General features: G+C 59.7%; 24 protein-coding genes and 1 pseudogene. 1 reads left to right on the forward strand and 24 read right to left on the reverse strand.

The annotated features are described in order from the left end of the window. Positions 1–95 precede the first annotated feature (95 nt). The 19 genes and pseudogenes from ACQKEN_RS12365 to trmJ form a co-directional block, all read right to left on the reverse strand. Positions 96–177, reverse strand: a pseudogene (locus ACQKEN_RS12365) (GTPase); the annotation flags it as partial. A 149-nt stretch (positions 178–326) separates the two neighbouring features. Next, positions 327–1478: an outer membrane protein assembly factor BamB gene (gene bamB, locus ACQKEN_RS12370; protein WP_427685786.1), complete on the reverse strand. Its 1152-nt coding sequence runs from the start codon at positions 1476–1478 to the stop codon at positions 327–329. Next, positions 1471–2112, reverse strand: coding sequence for a tetratricopeptide repeat protein (locus ACQKEN_RS12375; protein ID WP_427685788.1), 642 nt, complete (start codon positions 2110–2112; stop codon positions 1471–1473). The genes bamB and ACQKEN_RS12375 overlap by 8 nt, the downstream gene beginning before the upstream one ends. Positions 2113–2150: 38 nt before the next feature. Continuing rightward, positions 2151–3440, reverse strand: coding sequence for a histidine--tRNA ligase (gene hisS / locus ACQKEN_RS12380; protein ID WP_427685790.1), 1290 nt, complete (start codon positions 3438–3440; stop codon positions 2151–2153). 21 nt (positions 3441–3461) lie between these two features. Continuing rightward, positions 3462–4571, reverse strand: a complete 1110-nt coding sequence (ispG, locus tag ACQKEN_RS12385; RefSeq protein ID WP_133776197.1) for a flavodoxin-dependent (E)-4-hydroxy-3-methylbut-2-enyl-diphosphate synthase — start codon at positions 4569–4571, stop codon at positions 3462–3464. A 3-nt stretch (positions 4572–4574) separates the two neighbouring features. Further along, positions 4575–5609: a RodZ domain-containing protein gene (locus ACQKEN_RS12390; RefSeq protein WP_427685792.1), complete on the reverse strand. Its 1035-nt coding sequence runs from the start codon at positions 5607–5609 to the stop codon at positions 4575–4577. Further along, the gene (gene pilW, locus ACQKEN_RS12395) at positions 5609–6367 is read right to left on the reverse strand and encodes a type IV pilus biogenesis/stability protein PilW (protein ID WP_427685794.1); all 759 of its coding nucleotides are present in this window, start codon (positions 6365–6367) and stop codon (positions 5609–5611) included. Before pilW ends, ACQKEN_RS12390 begins: the two co-directional genes overlap by 1 nt. Before the next feature lie 26 nt (positions 6368–6393). Next, a complete protein-coding gene (gene rlmN, locus ACQKEN_RS12400) occupies positions 6394–7542 on the reverse strand; it encodes a 23S rRNA (adenine(2503)-C(2))-methyltransferase RlmN (protein ID WP_192170740.1) in 1149 nt (382 codons plus the stop codon). 27 nt (positions 7543–7569) lie between these two features. Beyond that, entirely contained in the window at positions 7570–7995 is a 426-nt protein-coding gene (gene ndk / locus ACQKEN_RS12405; RefSeq protein ID WP_007916882.1) for a nucleoside-diphosphate kinase, read from the reverse strand. A gap of 90 nt (positions 7996–8085) precedes the next feature. Further along, positions 8086–8286: a Fe-S cluster assembly protein IscX gene (gene iscX / locus ACQKEN_RS12410; RefSeq protein WP_427685796.1), complete on the reverse strand. Its 201-nt coding sequence runs from the start codon at positions 8284–8286 to the stop codon at positions 8086–8088. 13 nt (positions 8287–8299) lie between these two features. Then, positions 8300–8641 (reverse strand): ISC system 2Fe-2S type ferredoxin, encoded by a 342-nt coding sequence (gene fdx / locus ACQKEN_RS12415; protein ID WP_427685798.1) that lies wholly within the window; start codon positions 8639–8641, stop codon positions 8300–8302. A 3-nt stretch (positions 8642–8644) separates the two neighbouring features. Next, on the reverse strand, positions 8645–10507 hold the full coding sequence (hscA, locus tag ACQKEN_RS12420; protein WP_427685800.1) for a Fe-S protein assembly chaperone HscA: 1863 nt from the start codon (positions 10505–10507) through the stop codon (positions 8645–8647). A gap of 48 nt (positions 10508–10555) precedes the next feature. Beyond that, positions 10556–11074 carry a co-chaperone HscB gene (gene hscB, locus ACQKEN_RS12425; protein WP_427685802.1) on the reverse strand — a complete coding sequence of 173 codons (519 nt, stop codon included), beginning with the start codon at positions 11072–11074 and terminating at the stop codon, positions 10556–10558. Between the two features lie 8 nt (positions 11075–11082). Continuing rightward, positions 11083–11406 carry an iron-sulfur cluster assembly protein IscA gene (gene iscA, locus ACQKEN_RS12430; protein ID WP_065990022.1) on the reverse strand — a complete coding sequence of 108 codons (324 nt, stop codon included), beginning with the start codon at positions 11404–11406 and terminating at the stop codon, positions 11083–11085. 51 nt (positions 11407–11457) lie between these two features. Then, positions 11458–11844, reverse strand: coding sequence for a Fe-S cluster assembly scaffold IscU (iscU, locus tag ACQKEN_RS12435; protein WP_062383507.1), 387 nt, complete (start codon positions 11842–11844; stop codon positions 11458–11460). Positions 11845–11932: 88 nt separating this feature from the next. Beyond that, positions 11933–13147 (reverse strand): IscS subfamily cysteine desulfurase, encoded by a 1215-nt coding sequence (locus ACQKEN_RS12440; RefSeq protein ID WP_133776204.1) that lies wholly within the window; start codon positions 13145–13147, stop codon positions 11933–11935. A 44-nt stretch (positions 13148–13191) separates the two neighbouring features. Continuing rightward, positions 13192–13683, reverse strand: coding sequence for a Fe-S cluster assembly transcription factor (iscR, locus tag ACQKEN_RS12445; RefSeq protein ID WP_427685805.1), 492 nt, complete (start codon positions 13681–13683; stop codon positions 13192–13194). Positions 13684–13850: 167 nt separating this feature from the next. Beyond that, the gene (gene cysE / locus ACQKEN_RS12450; protein WP_427685807.1) at positions 13851–14633 is read right to left on the reverse strand and encodes a serine O-acetyltransferase; all 783 of its coding nucleotides are present in this window, start codon (positions 14631–14633) and stop codon (positions 13851–13853) included. Beyond that, on the reverse strand, positions 14633–15406 hold the full coding sequence (gene trmJ, locus ACQKEN_RS12455; RefSeq protein WP_074886355.1) for a tRNA (cytosine(32)/uridine(32)-2'-O)-methyltransferase TrmJ: 774 nt from the start codon (positions 15404–15406) through the stop codon (positions 14633–14635). Before trmJ ends, cysE begins: the two co-directional genes overlap by 1 nt. A gap of 235 nt (positions 15407–15641) precedes the next feature. Here trmJ and suhB point away from each other — a divergent pair, with 235 nt between their 5' ends. After that, a complete protein-coding gene (gene suhB, locus ACQKEN_RS12460) occupies positions 15642–16457 on the forward strand; it encodes an inositol-phosphate phosphatase (protein WP_074886357.1) in 816 nt (271 codons plus the stop codon). A gap of 115 nt (positions 16458–16572) precedes the next feature. Here suhB and ACQKEN_RS12465 read toward each other — a convergent pair whose 3' ends face one another. The 5 genes from ACQKEN_RS12465 to tgt form a co-directional block, all read right to left on the reverse strand. Beyond that, positions 16573–17118, reverse strand: a complete 546-nt coding sequence (locus ACQKEN_RS12465; protein WP_427685810.1) for a glycine zipper 2TM domain-containing protein — start codon at positions 17116–17118, stop codon at positions 16573–16575. Positions 17119–17236: 118 nt separating this feature from the next. Beyond that, positions 17237–18148: a protein translocase subunit SecF gene (gene secF, locus ACQKEN_RS12470; RefSeq protein ID WP_265387020.1), complete on the reverse strand. Its 912-nt coding sequence runs from the start codon at positions 18146–18148 to the stop codon at positions 17237–17239. Positions 18149–18157: 9 nt separating this feature from the next. Further along, a complete protein-coding gene (secD, locus tag ACQKEN_RS12475) occupies positions 18158–20026 on the reverse strand; it encodes a protein translocase subunit SecD (protein WP_065990037.1) in 1869 nt (622 codons plus the stop codon). Positions 20027–20088: 62 nt separating this feature from the next. After that, positions 20089–20427 carry a preprotein translocase subunit YajC gene (gene yajC, locus ACQKEN_RS12480; RefSeq protein ID WP_037012510.1) on the reverse strand — a complete coding sequence of 113 codons (339 nt, stop codon included), beginning with the start codon at positions 20425–20427 and terminating at the stop codon, positions 20089–20091. 53 nt (positions 20428–20480) lie between these two features. Continuing rightward, positions 20481–21596, reverse strand: coding sequence for a tRNA guanosine(34) transglycosylase Tgt (gene tgt, locus ACQKEN_RS12485; RefSeq protein WP_192171046.1), 1116 nt, complete (start codon positions 21594–21596; stop codon positions 20481–20483). Between the last annotated feature and the right edge of the window lies 1 nt (position 21597).

The raw sequence follows: 21597 nt of genomic DNA on the forward strand, positions 1-21597 counted from the left end.
ACCGGCCCGGAAGACACGGCCATCCACCTGAACATCGGCACCACGCTGGTCGATAACGACGGTTCCGAGAGCCTGAGCCACCTGACCGTTTCCGGAGTCGCGAGTCCTGGTCAGGCGGTTGAACAAGGTGGACTTGCCGACGTTCGGTCGACCCACCAGGGCGATTACGGGAACCATGCGGCTCTCCACTTCGTTATTTCAGAAAATACAAAAGCCGCTGCAAGGCAGCGGCCGGAGTTCGGAGCGACGCCGAAACGTCGCAGGCCCCATAAAAGCGGGGCCGCCCGGGGAAGCCGAAACACGACCTCCCCAAGCATAGACAGCCACTACTTGATCGTCAGCGCTTCCAGCTTGCCGCTGTTGCCAAAGACGTAAATGGTGCTGCCGGAGACCAGCGGGCGAGCCCGCAGGCCATCGCTGTCAATCTTTTCACGGGCGACGAAATGGCCATCGACCTGGCTCAGCAGGTGCAGATAGCCTTCCATGTCACCGACCGCGACGTAGCTGGAGAACACTTCCGGCGCGCCGAGTTGGCGACGGGCCAGCGAGTCGTTGCTCCACAGACCGGTGGAAGAGCGCTCATCGATGCCTTCCACGGTGCCGTTGGCCAGCGAGACGTAAACGCTGCCAAACCCTTGCGCCACACCCGAGTAGCTCGAGGCATCACGCTGCCACAGCACGCGACCGCTCTGCAGTTCCAGACCGGCTACACGACCCTGGTAGGTCGCGACATACAGCGTGTTGCCGGACAGCAGCAAGCCGCCGTCGATATCGACCACCCGATCCAGCTCGGAGCGACCAGTCGGAACGGCAACGCGCTGCTCCCAGGCCGGCACGCCGTTGTTGATGTCCAGCGCCACGACCTTGCCGGTCGACAGACCTGCGATCGCCAGCGATGGGGTGGCGATCGGCGCACCGGTGCCACGCAATGTCAGAACCGCAGGGCTACTTTCGTAGATCCAGCGCTGATCGCCAGTGATGGCGTCATAACCGATAACCCGGTCGTCCTGAGTCTGGGCAACCACGACACTGCCGTTGGTGGCCGGTGCGGACAGCACTTCGCTGGTCGCCTTGGCTTTCCACTTCTGCTCGCCGGTGGCTTCATCGAGGACGATGACTTCGCCGCGCAACGTGCCGAGCATGACCAGACCGAAACCTACGCCGACGGCGCCGGAGACGGGTTGCTCAAGCTCTTTTTTCCAGACCACATCGCCGTTGCTGCGATTGATCGCCATGACCAGCCCGTTCGCATCGGCAGCGTAGATGTTCTCGCCGTCGATCGCCGGAACCAGCATGTTGTAGATGTCGCCCTGACCGTCACCGACAGAACGGCTCCACAACTTCTGAAGGGTCACTTCCTGTTTGAAGTCGACGAGCTCTGCCGGAGGCAGCTCTTTTTTGCTGTTGCTGCTGCAACCCGCGGCCAGAATGGCCAGAGCCAGCAATGCTGCATGTTTCCAACGAATCACGTCACGCATCCCCTTTCGCCAGATCGTCGAGCTTCATTTGCAGACCGCCAACAGCCGCTTCTTCGGAAAGCGCCGCCTTGGCCTTTTTGTATGCAGCATAGGCATCATCGGTGCGACCCAGCTGAACCAGCAGGTCACCGCGCAGCTCTTCACGGCTGGCCGCGAACGACTGGTCGGCCTGACCGTCGAGCAGCTTCAGCGCGTCTTCGGCCTTGTTCTGTGCAGCAAGCACGCGAGCCAGACGCTGACGGGCGATTTCACCCAGGGTCGCGTTGGCCGGCTTGTCGGTCACGGATTTCAGTTCGTTCGCAGCATCATCCAGCTTGCCCGTGTCCACGGCCACCTTGGCCACGAACAGGCTGCCGTACTGAGCATAAGCAGTGCCACCGAATTCGCTCTTCAGCTTGCCGGCGATCTCGGCCACACGGCCTGCATCGGCCTGGCCGCTGGGCGTCAGTGCGGTTTCCAGCAATTGCTGATAAAGCGCCGAAGCACCTTGCGCCTGGTTGTTCTGATAGCGCTGCCAGCCTTGCCAGCCCAACACCACGATCACCGCCAGCAGGCCGCCGGTCACCAAAGGCTTGCCGTTACGCTGCCACCAGTCCTTTACGGCAACCAGCTCATCATCATCGGTACTCGACACCCCAATACTCCTATTCGCTAAATCGGCTTTTATCTGCTTCAACCCTGCGAAATGCAGGTGGCCAGGTACTCGGACAGAGCATCCCAGGCAATATTCTGTTGCTCGCCCTGACCGCGCAGCGGCTTGACGCCCACTTCCTTGCGCGCCAGTTCTTCGTCACCAAGGATAAGCGCGTACAGCGCGCCGCTCTTGTCGGCCTTCTTGAACTGGCTCTTGAAGCTGCCAGCCCCGGCATTGACTTGCAGACGCAGGTTCGGCGCCTGATCGCGCAAGCGCTCTGACAGCGTCAGTGCTGCCAGTTCGGCGGCCTCGCCAAAAGCGCAGACGTAAACGTCGACCGTACGGGCGATCTCTTCGGGAATCTGCTCGAGGGTTTCCAGCAACAGCACCAGACGTTCGATGCCCATGGCAAAGCCCACGCCCGATGTCGGCTTGCCGCCCATCTGCTCGACCAGACCGTCGTAGCGGCCGCCCGCGCAGACAGTGCCCTGGGCGCCGAGCTGGTCAGTGACCCACTCGAATACAGTCTTGCTGTAGTAATCCAGGCCGCGAACCAGCTTCGGGTTGATCACGTACGGAATGCCCGCCGCGTCGAGACGCGCCTTCAGGCCTTCGAAGTGGACCCGGGATTCGTCGTCCAGGTAATCCGCCAGCTTGGGTGCATCGACCAGCACGGCCTGGGTTTCAGGGTGTTTGGTATCGAGCACACGCAGCGGGTTGGTTTTCAGACGGCGTTGGCTGTCTTCGTCCAGTTGCTCGTGACGCGCCGAGAGATACTCGACCAGCGCCTCACGATAACGGCCGCGGGCTTCACTGGTGCCCAGGCTGTTGAGTTCCAGTTTGACCGCATTGCGGATACCCAGCAGGCCCCACAGGCGCCAGGTCAGGACGATCAGCTCGGCGTCGATGTCCGGACCATCGAGGTTGAACACCTCGACGCCGATCTGGTGAAACTGACGGTAACGGCCTTTTTGCGGACGCTCGTGGCGGAACATCGGGCCGATGTACCAGAGTTTCTGCACCTGACCGCCGCCGGTGATGCCGTGTTCAAGGACCGCACGCACGCAGGCCGCTGTGCCTTCAGGGCGCAGGGTCAGCGAATCGCCATTGCGGTCGGCGAAGGTGTACATCTCTTTCTCGACGATGTCGGTGACTTCGCCGATGGAGCGCTTGAACAGGTCGGTGAACTCGACGATCGGCATGCGAATCTGGCGATAACCGTAGTTATCCAGCAAACGCGATACGGTGCCTTCGAAGTAGCGCCACAGCGGCGTCTGATCCGGCAGGATGTCGTTCATGCCACGAATGGCTTGCAGAGACTTACTCACAAATATTCCTTGGAAACTGGGTTAGCCGCGCGCGATCAACGCTGCGTCGGCCTCGACCTTTTCGGCCGCTCTCTGACGGATCAAGCGTTCAAGCTGATCCACCAGATTGTCATTTGTCAGCTTTTGCGCCGGCTTGCCGTCGATGTAGATCAGGTTCGGTGTGCCTCCGGTCAGACCGACGTGGGCTTCTTTCGCCTCGCCGGGACCGTTCACGACGCAACCGATCACCGCAACATCCAGCGGGACCAGCAAATCTTCAAGGCGCCCTTCCAGCTCGTTCATGGTTTTGACCACATCGAAATTCTGCCGCGAGCAGCTCGGGCAGGCGATGAAGTTGATGCCACGGGAACGCAGGCGCAGCGACTTGAGGATGTCGTAACCGACCTTCACTTCTTCAACCGGATCGGCAGCCAGCGAAATACGAATGGTATCGCCGATCCCTTCGGCCAGCAGCATACCTAGGCCGACGGCCGATTTCACTGTGCCCGAGCGCAAACCGCCTGCTTCAGTGATACCCAGGTGCAACGGCTGGATGATTTGCTTGGCAAGGAGACGATAAGCCTCAACCGCCATGAACACATCAGAGGCCTTGACGCTGACCTTGAAGTCCTGGAAATCCAGACGATCCAGATGCTCGACGTGACGCAGCGCGGACTCGACCAATGCAGCGGGCGTTGGCTCGCCGTACTTTTTCTGCAGATCTTTTTCCAGCGAACCGGCGTTGACGCCGATGCGGATCGGAATGCCGCGATCACGGGCCGCCTCGACCACCGCGCGGACGCGGTCTTCACGGCCAATATTACCCGGGTTGATGCGCAGGCAATCGACGCCCAACTCGGCCACGCGCAGGGCGATTTTATAGTCGAAGTGAATGTCAGCGACCAACGGGACCTTGACCAACTGTTTTATACGGCCAAAGGCCTCGGCAGCGTCCATGTCCGGCACCGATACGCGGACGATGTCCACGCCCGCGGCTTCCAGACGGTTGATCTGCGCCACGGTGGCCGCGACATCATTGGTGTCGCTGTTGGTCATGCTCTGCACTGCGATCGGGGCATCGCCACCGACCGGCACCGAGCCGACCCAGATTTTACGAGATTCGCGACGTTTGATCGGAGATTCGCCGTGCATGACTTATTGCCCTAGCTTCAGGCGAGCAGTTTCGCCACTGGTGAAAGGTGCCACATCAACCGGCTGACCGTTGTAGCTGACCTGCGCGCCGCGAGCGAAGCCCAGGCGCAACGTCAGCGGCGGCTTGCCATTGACGTCGAGGCTGTCGCCTTTTTTCTTGAGGCCGCTCATCAGCACCTTGCCGTTGCCATCGGTGACCTGGGTCCAGCAATCGTTCACAAACTGAACCTGCACGCGTCCGGCACCTGCCGGTACGGGTGCGGTGTCGGCCGTTGCACTTGGCGCGGTATTGACGGGTGCGGTGGTCGCAGGCGTTGGCGCAACGGTGGTGACCGGCGCGGTTGGAGTCGACGCGGTATGCGCAGGTGTCACCGGTGCGGTGGTGGATGTGCTGTGGGGTACAACAGCGCCCGCAACGGTGCCCGTGCTGCCGGGTGCACTGCTGGATGAAGCAGGAGCTTCAGGCGCGGACGCAGGCTCGGCGTTGTTCAACGGCAGCGCGGTCTGGCCTTGAGCGACAGCTTGATCTTCCGGCTCGTCGAGCGGATGGATCTGGGTGGTGCCGTCGGCGCTTTCGACTTCGACGTGCTCCATGCCCAGATTGGTCGGTTCCTTGCCGCGCAGCGTGGCTTGATCCTGCCACCACACGAAGCCGCCGCCGATCAGTGCGATGAGCAGCAAGAGGCTGACGATGCGCAGAATGTTGTGAGACAGGCGTACTGGCTCTTCGATTCGGCCCAGCGCATGAACGCTGCTGCCCTTGCCGTCGGTGCCGGTGTACTGGTCGAACGCACTGACCAATGCAGCTTGATCAAGGTCCAGCAGCTTGGCGTAGGCACGGACATAGCCGCGGGCAAAGGTATGACCGGGGAGCTTGTCAAAATCGCCGGCTTCCAGATGAGTCAAGGACGTCACAGTGAGGTTAAGCCTCAACGCCACATCTGGCAGCGACCAGTTCTTGCTCTCGCGGGCCTGTCGCAATGTTTCGCCTGGGTTCGTGCGAGTGGCTGCTACAACTTCGGGATGCGCCGCTTTCATCATTGCTCCGACAGGTATTGCTGATATTCCGGCGTACCGGGATAGAGTCTTTTTAGAAGCAGCCCGTAACTGGCTGCCTTGTTGCGATCATCAAACACCTTCGCCAGCCGCGTGCCGAGCAACAGGCTCCGCGCATTCTGCTCGCTTAACTGGCTGAAACGCTCGTAGTAATCGCGCGCCGGCACATAATGCCTATCTTCGTACGACAACTCAGCCATTTCCAGCAACGCGCGTGGCTGTTGACGATCGAGGCGCAGCGCTTTGTCAAAATGCTCACGGGCGGTGTCGCGATCGCCGAGCATCACAGCCGTCATACCGAGGTTCTCGAACACCCGGGCGCGCTCGGCGTAGAGGTTAACCTCGGCGGCCTGCTCGAAGCGCTCGTAGGCTTCCTTGTAACGCTTCTGCTGGTAGAGAAAGCTGCCGTAATTGTTGAGGATACGCGCGTCCTTGGAACGTGCCGACAACGCTTTTTCGTAATACTGGTTCGCCAGCTCGGGCTCCATCTCGGCCTGAAACACCAGGGCCAGCGCGGCATTGGCGTCCGCATCGGAGCCATTCAGCTCGAGTGCCTTTTTCAGAGGCGCCTTCGCACGCTCCATCTGGCCTTGCTGAAGATAACCCAACCCCAATTGCACGTAAGCCTGACGAGCTTCCTCACGCCCCTTGCTGGTACTCAGCGGATCGACGTTGCCGGTGGACACACAACCGACCAGCAGCGTGGCAAAACAGAGCAGCAGCGCAACGCGCAGGGACATAGAGATCCTCTCAGTCAAGTTCGCATTCAATTGCGAGCGGAAGCGACCTGCACCACGTCGGCATCGGCACTCAGCTCCCGAACAGCGATATAGCGCTCGCTGCGACGGGTGCGGTCCATTACCTGCCCGACCAGCTGGCCGCAGGCAGCATCGATGTCTTCACCGCGCGTGGTACGCACGGTGACGTTGAAGCCGGCTTGATGCAGCAGATCCTGGAAACGACGGATCGCGTTGTTGCTGGGGCGTTCATAGCCCGAATGCGGAAACGGATTGAACGGGATCAGGTTGACCTTGCACGGCGTGTCCTTGAGCAGCTCGATCATCTCGATGGCGTGCTCAGGCTTGTCGTTGATGTCCTTGAGCAGCGTGTACTCGATGGTCAACACGCGCTTCTCGCCCAACGCAGACATGTAGTTGCGGCAGGACTCAAGGAGCATCTTCAGGGGGTACTTTTTGTTGATCGGCACCAGCTGGTTGCGCAGCGCGTCGTTGGGCGCGTGCAGCGAAAGGGCCAGCGAGACGTCGATGTGTTTGGACAGCTCATCGATCATCGGCACCACGCCGGAGGTGGACAACGTCACCCGGCGCTTGGAAATGCCATACCCCAGGTCATCCATCATCAGATGCATGGCGGCAACGACATTGTCGAAGTTCAGCAATGGCTCACCCATGCCCATCATCACCACGTTGGTGATGGCACGGTCGACGGTAGCCGGGACACTGCCGAAAGATTTGTTGGCAATCCACACCTGGCCGATGACTTCGGCGGCGGTGAGGTTGCTGTTGAAGCCTTGTTTGCCGGTTGAGCAGAAACTGCAATCCAGCGCACAACCCGCCTGGGACGAGACACACAGGGTGCCGCGCTTGCCTTGCGGAATGTAAACGGTCTCGACGCAGCTGCCGGACTCGACACGGACGACCCACTTGCGGGTACCGTCGGTGGAGATGTCCTCGCTGACGACTTCAGGACCCCGAATTTCGGCACGGCTCTGCAGCTTTTCGCGCAGGGCCTTGCCGACGTTCGTCATGGCGTCGAAGTTATCGACGCCAAAGTGGTGAATCCACTTCATGACCTGACCGGCGCGGAAGCGTTTCTCCCCGATAGACTCGAAGAATTTTTCCATTTCCAGCCGGGTCAGACCCAACAGGTTGATTTTGCCAGTTGATTCAGTCATGGATTCACCCTCACTCGCAGCAATAGCTTAGCGAGTGGTTACCTCGGTAGCAGCGAAGAAGTACGAGATTTCACGAGCAGCAGCGGCTTCGGAGTCGGAGCCGTGAACAGCGTTGGCGTCGATGGAATCAGCGAAGTCAGCACGGATGGTGCCGGCAGCGGCTTCTTTAGGGTTGGTAGCACCCATCAGCTCGCGGTTCAGAGCGATAGCGTTTTCGCCTTCCAGAACCTGAACAACAACCGGGCCGGAGATCATGAATGCAACCAGATCACCGAAGAAGCCACGGGCGCTGTGCTCAGCGTAGAAACCTTCTGCTTCAGCTTTGGACAGTTGCTTCAGTTTCGAAGCGACAACGCGCAGACCGGCTTTTTCGAAACGGGTGGTGATCTCGCCGATGACGTTTTTGGCAACAGCATCAGGCTTGATGATCGAGAAAGTACGTTGAACAGCCATGGTGTAACTCCAGAAGCAGTGATTATTGCGAAAAATTAAACCCGCGAATTATACGCGGGTTTGATGTTATTGCCTAACGTGCAAATCTGATCAGTCGATTTCGTCGGCCCAGAGCGTCTGGACCGCTTCGAGCACCTTCTCACCGACGCGGCCAGAGGTGTCGTCGAAATCCGGCAGTTCCTTGATCATCTGTTGCAGCTTGGTAAACCCGACTGAATATGGGTCAACGCCGGGATGAGTCTCGGCGAGTTCTTCAGCGATGCGTTGTACGTCATTCCAACCGTAACTCATGACAGCTTCTCGATCAGTGCGGCGCTTCGGCAGCGTGGTTAAGCGAATATTTCGGAATCTCGACAGTCAGGTCTTCCGTACCGACCCTGGCCTGGCACGCCAGGCGGGACTGCGCTTCCAGACCCCACGCACGATCAAGATAGTCCTCTTCCAGCTCGTCCGCTTCTTCGAGGGAATTAAACCCCTTGCGAATGATGCAATGGCAGGTGGTGCAGGCGCAGACGCCGCCGCATGCGCTTTCTATCTCGATGTGGTGATCGTGGGCGAGTTCCAGAATCGACTTGCCGACTTCGGCCTCGACAACCATCCCGTCCGGGCAATGCTCGGCGTGTGGCAGAAATGTGACCTGCGGCATCAGTTATTCCTCAATCTCATTCAGGTTGCGCCCTGACAGCGCGGCTTTCACCGTCGAGTCCAGGCGGCGGGCGGCGAACGCATCGGTCACCTGCGACAGACGCTTGGTCTGCAGCTCGATGGCCGGACCGTCATCGCCCTTCATCAATTCACGAAGTTCTTCCATCTGCATGTCGATCACCATGCGCTCTTCGGCATCGAGCAAGCGCTCGCCATCGGCCTGCAACGCACCTTCGACCGCTTCGAGCAAACGCTGGGCGTCGACCTGCTGTTCACGCAGCGCACGAGCTACCATGTCATCGCTGGCGTACTGGAACGAATCCTTGAGCATGCGGGTGATTTCGCCGTCAGTCAGGCCATACGAAGGCTTGACCTGAATGCTCGATTCCACGCCCGACGCCAGCTCGCGGGCGGAAACGCTGAGCAGGCCATCGGCGTCGACCTGGAAGGTCACGCGAATTTTCGCAGCGCCGGCGACCATCGCGGGAATGCCGCGCAGATCGAAGCGCGCCAGTGAACGGCAGTCGCTGATCAGCTCACGCTCGCCTTGCAGCACGTGGATCATCATGGCCGACTGACCGTCTTTGTAAGTGGTGAATTCCTGGGCGCGGGCCACCGGGATCGTGGTGTTGCGCGGAATAACCTTCTCCATCAAGCCGCCCATGGTCTCCAACCCCAGGGACAACGGGATGACGTCGAGCAGCAACAGCTCGCCACCGTCGCGCTTGTTGCCTGCCAAGGTATCGGCCTGGATGGCAGCGCCGATGGCGACTACCTGATCCGGGTCGATCTCGGTCAACGGCTGGCGGCCGAATAGCTCGGCAACGGCTTCGCGAACTCGCGGAACACGGGTGGAACCGCCCACCATGACCACGGCTTCGACTTCATCCAGCTCGATGCCGCAATCACGAACGGCACGACGGCAGGCTTTAAGGCTGCGGGCGATCATGGGCTCGACAAGGGCATCGAATGCGGCGCGGGTCAGCACTCCCTGCCAGTCGCCATGGACGACGTCGACCGAATCGGCGTCAGTCAGGGATTCTTTCGCCGAGCACGCCGTCTGCATCAGGCGGCGCTGGGCAGCCGGATCAAGGTCATCGGAAAGACCGGCTTCAGCAATGATCCAGGTCGCGATGGCGTGGTCGAAATCATCGCCGCCCAGCGCGCTGTCGCCGCCGGTGGCCATCACTTCAAACACGCCACCGGTCAGGCGCAGGATCGAGATGTCGAAAGTGCCGCCGCCCAGATCGTAAATGGCGACCACGCCTTCCGCGTTCTGATCCAGCCCATACGCCACGGCAGCCGCAGTGGGCTCGTTGAGCAGGCGAAGTACGGTGAGGCCTGCCAGCTTCGCGGCGTCTTTGGTGGCCTGGCGCTGGGCATCGTCGAAATAAGCAGGAACGGTGATGACCGCGCCGACCAGTTCGCCACCCAGGGTTTCTTCAGCGCGCTGGCGCAGCACCTTGAGAATGTCGGCCGACACTTCGACCGGACTCTTCGGGCCCTGCACGGTTTCAATGAACGGCATGTGGGACTCGCCACCGGTGAAGCGGTAAGGCAACTGCCCACCCAAGTGCTTCACATCGGAGATCCCGCGGCCCATCAGGCGCTTGACGGAAATGATGGTGTTCAGCGGATCTGTCGCCGCGGCGTCCTTGGCCGGCTGGCCCACTTCGACGCGATCGGCGTGGTAGCGAACGGCAGACGGCAGGATGACCTGACCGTGTGCGTCGGGAAGCGGCTCGCTGATTCCGCTGCGCAGGGCAGCCACCAACGAATTGGTAGTGCCGAGGTCAATCCCGACAGCCAGGCGACGTTGATGAGGTTTTGGAGCTTGGCCGGGTTCGGCGATCTGCAGTAGAGCCATTGCTTTTCTGATATCACTGGCGAGCCGCCCCAGAAGGACGGCGCGGGGTTAATCGTCGAGGCGCTCTTCGAGCTGGCGCACTTCGTAGGAGAGCTTGTCGAGGAACTGCATGCGGCGCATCAGCCTTTCGGCCTGCTCACGCTGTGCAGCATCGTCCCAACAGGCCGCGAAGCTTTCGTTCAGTTCTTCCTGGGCAACCTTCAGCCGGCGCTTGAATACCGCGACACCGGCCAGATCCGCTTCGCCCTGCAGATCTTCGAGTTCTTCGCGCCACTGCATCTGCTGCATCAGAAAGTCGGGATCCTGCACAGTGACTTCCAGCGGAACTTCGCCCTTCAACGCCAACAGATAACGCGCCCTTTTGGGCGCGTTCTTCAGCGTTTGGTAGGCGTCGTTCAGCGTGGCGGAGCGCTCCAGCGCAACCCGTTGCTCAGCCTCGGGGGCGTCGGCAAAACGGTCGGGGTGCACGCTCCGGGCAAGCTCGCGGTAACGCGTCGCCAGTAGGTCAAGATCCAGACTGAAGCCCGGCTGCAGGTCGAATAAAGCAAAGTGACAAGGAGTACCCACAATAAGCCTCAGACGTTGAAGCTTTCGCCGCAGCCACACTCACCGCGCGAGTTGGGATTGTTGAACTTGAAGCCTTCGTTCAACCCTTCCTTCACGAAATCGAGCTCGGTGCCGTCGAGATAAACCAGGCTCTTGGGATCGATGATCACCTTGACGCCGTGATACTCGAACACCGTGTCTTCGCTTTCCGGCTCATCGACAAACTCGAGCACGTAAGCAAGGCCTGAACAACCGGTCGTGCGAACGCCCAGACGAATGCCGTCACCCTTGCCACGCCCATCGAGGGAGCGGCGTACATGGTTGGCGGCCGCTTCGGTCATGCTGATAGCCATCGGAACTCCTTACCTCACGCAAGTTACTTAACGCAGCGGAACAGGCGCTGCTTAGAGCAGACCTTTCTTCTGCTTGTAGTCGCGAACGGCCGCCTTGATGGCGTCTTCAGCGAGTACGGAGCAGTGGATCTTCACTGGCGGCAGGGCCAGTTCTTCAGCCAGCTGAGTGTTCTTGATGGTCTCTGCTTCATCCAGAGTCTTGCCCTTCATCCACTCGGTGGCCAGGGAGCTAGACGCGATGGCAGAACCGCAACCGTAGGTTTTGAACTTGGCGTCTTCGATGATGCCTTGCTCGTTAACCTTGATCTGCAGACGCATGACGTCGCCGCATGCCGGCGCGCCGACCATGCCGGTGCCGACATCAGGATCTTCCGCGTTCATCTTGCCGACGTTGCGGGGGTTCTCGTAGTGGTCAATGACCTTTTCGCTGTAAGCCATGGTGCAATCCTCATCAGGTACAACACGTCGCTCGTGGAGCGCTTCGAACAAATCTGTTGTCAAAGCGCCCCTGTGTGGCGACTTCGAATTAGTGCGCCGCCCACTCGATTTTGGAGATGTCGACGCCGTCTTGGAACATGTCCCACAGCGGCGACAAGGCGCGCAGCTTGGTGACTGCCTCGCAGACTTTCTGCGCGGCGTAGTCGATCTCTTCTTCAGTGGTGAAGCGACCGAAGGTGAAACGGATCGAGCTGTGTGCCAACTCGTCGTTACGGCCCAGGGCGCGCAACACGTAAGAAGGCTCAAGCGAAGCCGAGGTGCACGCGGAGCCGGACGATACCGCCAGATCCTTGAGCGCCATGATCAGCGACTCGCCTTCTACATAGTTGAAGCTCAGGTTGAGGTTGTGAGGCACACGGGCAGTCATGCTGCCGTTGACGTACAACTCTTCCAGGTGCGCAACCTGCTGATAGAAGCGATCGCTCAAGGCTTTGATGCGAACGTTCTCGGCAGCCATGTCTTCCTTGGCCACGCGGAACGCTTCGCCCATGCCGACGATCTGGTGCGTCGCCAGCGTGCCGGAACGCATACCACGCTCGTGACCGCCACCGTGCATTTCGGCTTCGATGCGGACACGTGGCTTGCGGCTGACCCACAGTGCGCCAATGCCTTTAGGACCGTAGGTCTTGTGGGCCGAGAACGACATCAAGTCAACTTTGAGGTTGGCCAGGTCAATTTCAACCTTGCCGGTGGCCTGCGCTGCGTCGACGTGGAAAAGCACACCGCGTGAACGGGTCATTTCGCCAATGGCAGCGATGTCGTTCACCGTACCGATCTCGTTGTTGACGTGCATGATCGAGACCAAAACGGTGTCGTCGCGCATGACCGCTTCGATCATGGCCGGAGTGATCAGGCCATCTTCGGTCGGTTCGAGGTAGGTGACTTCAAAGCCTTCACGCTCAAGCTGACGCATGGTGTCGAGCACGGCTTTGTGTTCGATTTTGCTGGTGATCAGGTGCTTGCCTTTGGAGGCATAGAAATGCGCAGCGCCCTTGATCGCGAGGTTGTTGGACTCGGTAGCACCGGAAGTCCAGACGATTTCGCGCGGATCGGCGTTGACCAGATCGGCGACCTGACGACGCGCGTTCTCGACCGCTTCTTCAGCCTTCCAGCCAAAGACGTGGGAGCGCGACGCCGGGTTACCGAAGTTGCCATCCACCAGCAAGCAATCGCTCATTTTTTGCGCAACACGCGGATCGACCGGGGTCGTTGCGGAATAATCGAGGTAAATTGGCAATCTCATTGAATATCTCCTATCGGGCAGGCGCGCCGCGCGTTCATCTGCGTTCACTCAACGGCGGATGTTTCAATCTTGTCCAGTGTCTGCGTCTTGCTACCGCAACGGCGCAGATCCTGACGTTGGGCGACTTCTTGCACTTCACGGCGAGTGACGAGGTCGGCCAGGCTGATACCGCTTAGAAATTCGTGAATCTGCTGGCTGAGGTCGCACCACAAGTGGTGGGTCAGACAGGTGTCGCCAGCATGACAATCACCGAGCCCTTGGCAACGCGTCGCATCAACCGATTCGTTGACGGCGTCGATTACCTGCGCTACCTGAATGCCCTGCATGTCGCGGGACAACTGATAACCACCGCCGGGACCGCGTACGCTGGAAACCAGATTCCCGCGGCGCAGCTTGGCGAACAGTTGCTCAAGGTAGGAAAGGGAAATCCCTTGCCGCTCGGAGATATCGGCCAGGGACACTGGCCCATGCTGCGCATGCAATGCCAGGTCGAGCATGGCAGTGACAGCGTATCGGCCTTTTGTAGTCAGTCGCATGGCGTTTACCGCGGAGGTTCGGAATGAGCGCGAGTATGCTATTCCCGAGTATTTAAGTCAACTATAAGACCTAGTGGAGCAGTCGGGATTACCCGCAAAAGCGCGGCCGCATCATAGCAAAACGCGCCAGCGATTGGCACTTGTGCCGCCTGCAGACGCGCGCTGTGTTATTTGCGGGCAGCATCAACCTCGGAACGTTCTTTCATGCAGTCGAACACGTCCTGGCGCAGCTCGGGCAGCTCTTTCTCGCGGTATTCGCCGCCCAGGCTTTTCAACGCCTTGCCCATGTCTTCAACGCGAACGTCCATCGCCTGCAGGTGATCGAGCAACTGCCCGATCGCGCGCGCTACCGGATCAGGCATATCCTCGCTGACGCCATAAGCATCGAAGCCGAGCTTCTCGGCGATCGCCTTGCGCTTGGCTTCGGCCTCGTCGTCCGACTTGACGATGATGCGCCCCGGAATGCCCACCACCGTTGCGCCCGCCGGCACAGGTTTGGTCACCACCGCGTTGGAGCCGACCTTTGCTCCGGCGCCCACCGTGAACGGGCCGAGCACCTTGGCGCCCGCGCCAACAACCACGCCGGACTCCAGCGTCGGATGGCGCTTGCCCTTGTTCCAACTGGTGCCGCCCAGTGTCACGCCCTGGTACAGGGTCACGTCGTCGCCAATCTCGGCTGTTTCGCCGATGACGATGCCCATTCCGTGATCGATGAAAAAGCGCCGACCTACTGTGGCGCCCGGATGAATCTCGATCCCCGTCAACCAGCGACCGAAATTGGAAACCATGCGCGCCGGCCATTTCAGATCATTGCGCCACAGCCAGCCAGAGAGCCGATGCAGCCAGATCGCGTGCATGCCGGGGTAGCAGGTCAGCACTTCAAAGGCATTTCGAGCCGCCGGGTCACGATGAAACACGCTTTGAATGTCTTCCCGCAAACGCTCGAACATTACTGATCCTTCCGCTTATAGGGTTCGCCATTTGCCGCTTTCTGGGTCTCGGTGAGAATGCCGCGCAAGATGCTCATCTCGGATCGATTCACCGCAGAGCGCCCGTACAGACGACGCAGACGCGCCATCAGATGACGCGGCTTCTCGGGATCGAGGAAGCCAATGGTGACCAGCGTGGACTGGAGGTGCTCATAGAATTTCTCCATCTCATCCATGGTCGCCAGCTCGGTACTGCGTACGGAGTTGACTTCGAACTTCTCCACCTTGCTCGCCTGCCCATCGGCCGCAAGCCAGGCCATGCGGGTTTCGTAACTCAAGACCTGCACGGCGGCGGCCAGATTCAACGAGCTGAATTCCGGGTCCGAAGGAATATGCACGTGGTAATGGCAGCGCTGCAGCTCTTCATTGGTCAGGCCGGCGTATTCACGACCGAACACCAGTGCGATCTCTTCGCCCAGCGCGGCGTGCTCGACGGTCTTGACACCCGCTTCGCGAGGGTCGAGCAGCGGCCAGGGAATGCGGCGGTCCCGGGCGCTGGTGCCCAACACCAGGTTGCAGCCTGCCAACGCATCTTCCAGCGTCGCCACCACCTGCGCGCCTTCCAGAATGTCGCCCGCGCCAGACGCCCGCGCATCGGCTTCATGGTGGGGAAACATGGCAGGATCAACCAGCACCAGACGCGAAAGGCCCATGTTTTTCATGGCACGTGCGGCGCCACCGATATTCCCGGGATGACTGGTACCGACAAGGACGACACGAATATTTTGCAGCACTGGTGAAGTCTCGCTAGCAGGTGAAAAGGGGGACGAATGTTACAGAAGCGCTTGCTTCAACGCCACGAACCTTGCGCCTCACGCACGGGATACGCCACTAAAAGCAGACACGGCGCAGGCGAAATGCTCACGCCAAGCCGACCGGACGCGCGGCAAAGTCTGCACTCGCGCTGGAAATCATCCAAGAGAACCAATAGAATGGCCGGCTCTCTTTAACGACCTAGGTGATCCATCCATGCAGCCCATGCTGAATATCGCGCTGCGCGCCGCCCGCAGCGCCAGCGAATTGATTTTCCGCTCCATCGAGCGCCTGGATACCATCAAGGTCGACGAAAAAGACGCGAAAGATTACGTAACCGAAATCGATCGCGCCGCCGAGCAGAGCATCATCACTGCACTGCGCAAGGCGTATCCCACCCACGGCATCCTTGGCGAAGAAAGCGGCCTGCATGAAGGCAGCGGCGAAGGCACCGACTACCTCTGGATCATCGATCCGCTCGACGGCACCACCAACTTCGTGCGTGGCGTTCCTCACTTCGCCGTCAGCATCGCGTGCAAATACCGCGGTCGCCTGGAACACGCTGTCGTTCTGGATCCGGTCCGTCAGGAAGAATTCACCGCCAGCCGCGGTCGTGGCGCTGCCCTGAACGGCCGTCGTCTGCGCGTTAGCCCGCGCAAGAGCCTTGAAGGCGCACTGCTCGGCACAGGTTTCCCGTTCCGCGAAAACCAGCTCGATAACCTCGACAACTACATGAACATGTTCCGTTCGCTCGTCGGTCAGACTGCCGGCATCCGTCGCGCCGGCGCCGCGAGCCTGGACCTGGCCTACGTGGCTGCGGGCCGTTTCGATGCGTTCTGGGAATCGGGTCTGTCGGAGTGGGACATGGCCGCAGGCGCCCTGCTCATTCAGGAAGCAGGCGGTCTGGTCAGCGACTTCAACGGCGGTCACGATTTCCTTGAAAAAGGCCACATTGTTGCCGGCAATACCAAGTGCTTCAAAGCTGTGCTGACCTCGATCGCCCCCTTCGTGCCGGCGTCGCTGAAGCGTTAAGCCCAGCGCGCAGTACAAAAAAACCGGCCATGTGCCGGTTTTTTGTGCCCGACTTCTTATCATTCGGGCAATAAAAAAGCACCCGAAGGTGCTTTTTTATGAGTGGATCAGCCTATCACTGACCAGCCTGGCTCAACTCCAGCTGACCTTCCTTGTTGACAGGGATCTGGCTGCCCGGATCACGGTCCATACGAACCTGCCCGACTTTGTCGTTCAGCTTGTACTTCACGTTGTAGCCGACGACTTTGTCGCTGATGTCGTTGACGGTGTTGCAGCGCGACTCTGTGGTCGTATAGGTGTCGCGGTTCTGCATGCCTTCCTGAACCTTGTTACCGGCGTAACCGCCACCGACCGCACCGGCGACCGTGGCGATCTTCTTGCCAGTACCGCCACCGACCTGGTTACCGAGCAGGCCACCCGCTACGGCACCGATGACACTCCCCACGATCTGATGCTCGTCCTTTACCGGCGCGCGGTGAGTGACGGCAACGTCTTTGCAGACTTGTCGCGGGGTTTTGATTTGTTCTTTAACAGGCTCGACGGCAAGTACGTCTGCGTACTCAGGGCCGCTTTGTTTTACGAGGCTATAGGTGGCCAAAGCACCACCGGCGGTTACACCGACAGCACCCAATACTGCACCAATAAGCAACGACTTGTTCACGTGAACCTCCTGACGATATTCAGCACGATTGCTCGCACTACTCCCAGCCTTGGAGCACAAAAAAAGGCGCGAGTTCACACTCGCGCCTTTTTAGGTGATGGCCGGTTACCACTATCGGTTACGGGCGGTCATCCACTTTGTCGACGGTGACCGGAGGCAGCAGGTCTTCGCTGCGCAGGTTCAGCCAGATCAGCACCACGTTGGCGATGTAGATCGACGAGTAAGTACCTGCCAGAACACCGATGAACAGCGCGACGGAAAACCCGTGCAGGCTGTCGCCGCCGAAGATCCAGAGCGCAACGATGGCCAGCAATGTGGAAATCGATGTCGCCATGGTCCGCAGCAACGTCTGCGTGGTGGAGATGTTGATGTTCTCGATCAGCGATGCCTTGCGCAGCAGACGGAAGTTCTCGCGAACCCGGTCGAATACCACGATGGTGTCGTTGAGCGAGTAACCAATGATCGCCAGCACCGCAGCCAGTACGGTCAGGTCGAAGGTCACCTGGAAGAACGACAGGATACCCATCGTCACCACGACGTCGTGGATCAGCGAGACAATCGCCCCGACCGCAAACTTCCACTGGAAGCGGAAGGCCAGGTAGACGAGAACACCGCCCAGCGCCAGCAGCATGCCAAGGCCGCCCTGGTCACGCAGCTCTTCACCCACCTGCGGACCGACGAACTCGACGCGCTTGACGGTTACCGGGTTATCGGCGCCAGTCTTGCGCAGCGCTTCGGCGACCTGAGTACCCAACTGCGGGTCTTCACCCGGCATGCGAACGAGCAGATCGGTGGTCGCACCGAAGCTCTGCACGACCGCTTCGGTATAACCCGAAGCAACCAGCTCTTCGCGCACTTTGTGCAGATCGGCTGGACGCTCGTAGGTCAGCTCGATCAGCGTACCGCCAGTGAAATCCAGACCGAAGTTCAGCCCCTTATAGAACCAGCTGAACAACGCCACAGCGGTGAGGAGCATGGTAATGGCGAACGCAATGTTGCGAACGCCCATGAAGTTGATCGTACGTTTCATGGCAGCCCCTTAAATCCACAACTTCTTGAAGTCACGACCGCCAAAGATCAGGTTGACCATTGCGCGGGTCACCATGATGGCTGTGAACATCGAGGTAAAGATCCCGAGGGACATGGTCACCGCAAAACCCTTCACGGGGCCGGTGCCCATCGCGAAGAGAATGCCGCCGACCAGCAGCGTCGTCAGGTTGGCGTCGAGGATCGCGGTATACGCGCGGTCGAAACCTTCGTTAATCGCACGCTGGACCGTCATGCCGTTGGCGATCTCTTCACGAATCCGCGAGAAGATCAGCACGTTGGCATCGACCGCCATACCCATCGTCAAGACGATACCGGCGATGCCTGGCAGGGTCAGCGTTGCACCCAGCAGCGACATTAGTGCCAGCAGCATGACCATGTTGAAGGCCAGCGCCACCGTCGCGATCAGACCGAAGAAACGGTAGATGGCGAGGATGAACAGCGAGACAAACAGCATGCCCCACAGGGATGCATCGATACCTTTGGTGATGTTGTCGGCACCCAGGCTCGGGCCAATGGTGCGCTCTTCAGCGAAGTACATCGGAGCAGCCAGACCACCGGCACGCAGCAACAGCGCCAGCTCGGAAGACTCACCCGCGCCGTTCAGGCCAGTGATGCGGAATTGAGCACCCAGGGGCGACTGAATGGTCGCCAGGCTGATGATCTTCTTCTCTTCCTTGAACGTCTGGACCGGCACGTCTTTCTCGACGCCGTTAACCATTTGCTTGGTGTAAGTGGTAGTCGGCTTCTGCTCGATGAAGATCACCGCCATGCTGCGACCGACGTTCGCGCGGGTGGCGCGGCTCATCAGGTCACCACCATGGCCGTCCAGCTTGATGTTCACCTGAGGACGGCCGTGCTCGTCAAAGCCGGCCTTGGCATCAGTCACCTGGTCACCGGTGATGATCAGGCCACGCTCGACCGGCGCCGCAGGACGACCGCCTTCGCGGAACTCGAACATTTCGGTGGTGGCTTTGCTGTCGTCGGGACCTGCGCCCAGACGGAACTCAAGGTTGGCGGTCTTGCCGAGAATACGCTTGGCTTCAGCGGTGTCCTGAACACCCGGCAGCTCGACCACGATGCGGTTGGCGCCTTGACGCTGAACCAGCGGCTCGGCGACGCCCAGCTCGTTGACCCGGTTACGCACGGTGGTCAGGTTTTGCTTGATCGAGTATTCGCGGATTTCAGCGATCTTGGCTGGCGTCATGGCCAGACGCAGGATCGGCATTTCGCCGCGATCACTCGTGGTGATATCGAAATCGGTGTAGTCCTTGCGGATCAGCGCACGGGCCTGTTCGCGGGTATCAGCATCGCTGAAGCCCAGCTGGATAGCACCGTTGTCTTGAGGCAGGCTGCGATAACGGACTTTTTCCTTGCGCAGCAGGCTCTTCACTTCGCCTTCGTAGACATTCAGACGCGCACTGAGCGCTTTGTCCATGTCGACTTCAAGCAGGAAGTGCACGCCGCCGGACAGGTCAAGACCCAGTTTCATCGGCGTAGCGCCAATGCTGCGCAGCCATTTCGGCGTGGTCTGAGCCAGGTTGAGCGCGACAACGTAGTCGTCGCCCAGCGCCTTGCGTGCGACATCTTTGGCGGGCAGCTGGTCTTCCTGTTTGGTCAGACGCAACAAACCGCCCTTGCCATTCTCGGCCAGAGACGCGCCCTTGACCGCGATGCCAGCATCGGTAAGCGCCTTGCTTACGCGATCCAGATCAGCCTGATTGACCTGCAGCGCAGTGCTTGCGCCAGTGACTTGAATCGCCGGGTCATCAGGGTAGAGATTGGGTGCGGAATAAATAAAACCGATCACCAGCACTGCCAGGATCAGGATGTATTTCCACAGAGGGTATTTGTTCAACATCACGCCGCCTGCTTATAACGCGGGGCGCCTTGCGCGCCCCGTCGATTGGTAAAAGACTGGAATCAGATGGCTTTCAGAGTGCCCTTGGGCAGGGTGGCAGCGATGGCGCCCTTCTGGATCTTCAGCTCTACGGTGTCGGACACTTCGATAACAACGAAGTCATCAGTCACTTTATTGATCTTGCCCGCGATGCCGCCGGTCGTGACGACTTCATCACCCTTCTGCAAGTTACCCAGCAAGTTCTTTTGCTCTTTGGCACGCTTGGCCTGTGGACGCCAGATCATCAGATAGAAGATGACCAGGAAGCCGACCAGGAAAATCCACTCGAAGCCGCCGCCCATAGGGCCCGCAGCGGCAGGGGCAGCCGCATCCGCGAAAGCGGAAGAGATGAAAAAGCTCATTTAACACTCCAGTTGCATATTTTAATAATAGGAAGCGAAAGACCGGATGTCGCTCAGTCCAGTAACGGCGTAACAAGCCCGCGTTTGGCATAGAACGTGTCGACAAAGGCGGCCAATGTACCTTGTTGAATAGCCTCGCGCAAACCAGCCATAAGCAGCTGGTAATGGCGCAAATTGTGGATCGTATTGAGCATGCTACCCAGCATTTCGCCGCACTTGTCCAGGTGGTGCAGATAGGCGCGGGAGAAGTTTTTGCAGGTGTAGCAATCGCAGGTCGGATCCAGCGGCGACTCATCGTACCGATGAAACGCGTTACGGATTTTCAGCACACCGGTGTCGATGAACAGATGACCGTTTCGCGCATTGCGCGTAGGCATCACGCAGTCGAACATGTCGACGCCGCGGCGGACACCTTCAACCAGGTCCTCGGGCTTGCCTACACCCATAAGGTAACGAGGTTTGTCAGCCGGCATGCGGCCAGGCAGGTAGTCCAGCACCTTGATCATCTCGTCCTTGGGCTCGCCGACCGACAGGCCGCCAATCGCCAGGCCGTCAAAGTCGAGTTCGTTCAGGCCTTCGAGCGAGCGCATGCGCAGGTTCTCGTGCATGCCGCCCTGAACGATGCCGAACAGCGCCGCGGTGTTCTCGCCGTGAGCGATCTTGGAGCGCTTGGCCCAGCGCAGCGACAACTCCATGGAGGTGCGCGCGACCTCTTCGTCCGCAGGATAAGGCGTGCATTCGTCAAAGATCATCACGACGTCGGAACCGAGGTCGCGCTGAACCTGCATCGATTCCTCAGGCCCCATGAACACTTTTGCGCCGTCAACCGGAGAGGCGAAGGTCACGCCCTCCTCCTTGATCTTGCGCATCGCACCCAGGCTGAACACCTGAAAACCGCCGGAGTCGGTCAGAATCGGGCCTTTCCACTGCATGAAATCATGAAGGTCGCCGTGGCCCTTGATGACTTCAGTGCCCGGACGCAGCCACAGGTGGAAGGTGTTGCCGAGAATCATCTGAGCGCCAGTGGCCTCGATGTCCCGAGGCAGCATGCCCTTGACCGTGCCGTAAGTGCCGACCGGCATGAACGCAGGCGTTTCGACAACGCCACGAGGAAAGGTCAGGCGACCGCGACGCGCTTTGCCATCGGTGGCCAGCAGCTCGAAAGACATA

This window comes from Pseudomonas sp. NPDC078416, from assembly GCF_050268485.1.
Taxonomy (GTDB): domain Bacteria; phylum Pseudomonadota; class Gammaproteobacteria; order Pseudomonadales; family Pseudomonadaceae; genus Aquipseudomonas.

Excerpts from the sequence above, each read along its gene's own strand:
- secF (WP_265387020.1), bottom strand. The coding sequence starts at position 18,148 with ATGAAACGTACGATCAACTTCATGGGCGTTCGCAACATTGCGTTCGCC.
- rlmN (WP_192170740.1), bottom strand. The coding sequence starts at position 7,542 with ATGACTGAATCAACTGGCAAAATCAACCTGTTGGGTCTGACCCGGCTG.
- fdx (WP_427685798.1), bottom strand. The coding sequence starts at position 8,641 with ATGCCGCAGGTCACATTTCTGCCACACGCCGAGCATTGCCCGGACGGG.
- iscR (WP_427685805.1), bottom strand. The coding sequence starts at position 13,683 with ATGCGACTGACTACAAAAGGCCGATACGCTGTCACTGCCATGCTCGAC.
- ACQKEN_RS12390 (WP_427685792.1), bottom strand. The coding sequence starts at position 5,609 with ATGAAAGCGGCGCATCCCGAAGTTGTAGCAGCCACTCGCACGAACCCA.
- bamB (WP_427685786.1), bottom strand. The coding sequence starts at position 1,478 with ATGCGTGACGTGATTCGTTGGAAACATGCAGCATTGCTGGCTCTGGCC.
- secD (WP_065990037.1), bottom strand. The coding sequence starts at position 20,026 with ATGTTGAACAAATACCCTCTGTGGAAATACATCCTGATCCTGGCAGTG.
- suhB (WP_074886357.1), top strand. The coding sequence starts at position 15,642 with ATGCAGCCCATGCTGAATATCGCGCTGCGCGCCGCCCGCAGCGCCAGC.
- hscA (WP_427685800.1), bottom strand. The coding sequence starts at position 10,507 with ATGGCTCTACTGCAGATCGCCGAACCCGGCCAAGCTCCAAAACCTCAT.
- iscX (WP_427685796.1), bottom strand. The coding sequence starts at position 8,286 with ATGAGTTACGGTTGGAATGACGTACAACGCATCGCTGAAGAACTCGCC.
- yajC (WP_037012510.1), bottom strand. The coding sequence starts at position 20,427 with ATGAGCTTTTTCATCTCTTCCGCTTTCGCGGATGCGGCTGCCCCTGCC.
- pilW (WP_427685794.1), bottom strand. The coding sequence starts at position 6,367 with ATGTCCCTGCGCGTTGCGCTGCTGCTCTGTTTTGCCACGCTGCTGGTC.
- ACQKEN_RS12440 (WP_133776204.1), bottom strand. The coding sequence starts at position 13,147 with ATGAGATTGCCAATTTACCTCGATTATTCCGCAACGACCCCGGTCGAT.
- iscA (WP_065990022.1), bottom strand. The coding sequence starts at position 11,406 with ATGGCTATCAGCATGACCGAAGCGGCCGCCAACCATGTACGCCGCTCC.
- tgt (WP_192171046.1), bottom strand. The coding sequence starts at position 21,596 with ATGTCTTTCGAGCTGCTGGCCACCGATGGCAAAGCGCGTCGCGGTCGC.
- iscU (WP_062383507.1), bottom strand. The coding sequence starts at position 11,844 with ATGGCTTACAGCGAAAAGGTCATTGACCACTACGAGAACCCCCGCAAC.
- ndk (WP_007916882.1), bottom strand. The coding sequence starts at position 7,995 with ATGGCTGTTCAACGTACTTTCTCGATCATCAAGCCTGATGCTGTTGCC.
- ispG (WP_133776197.1), bottom strand. The coding sequence starts at position 4,571 with ATGCACGGCGAATCTCCGATCAAACGTCGCGAATCTCGTAAAATCTGG.
- cysE (WP_427685807.1), bottom strand. The coding sequence starts at position 14,633 with ATGTTCGAGCGTTTGCGGGAAGACATTCAAAGCGTGTTTCATCGTGAC.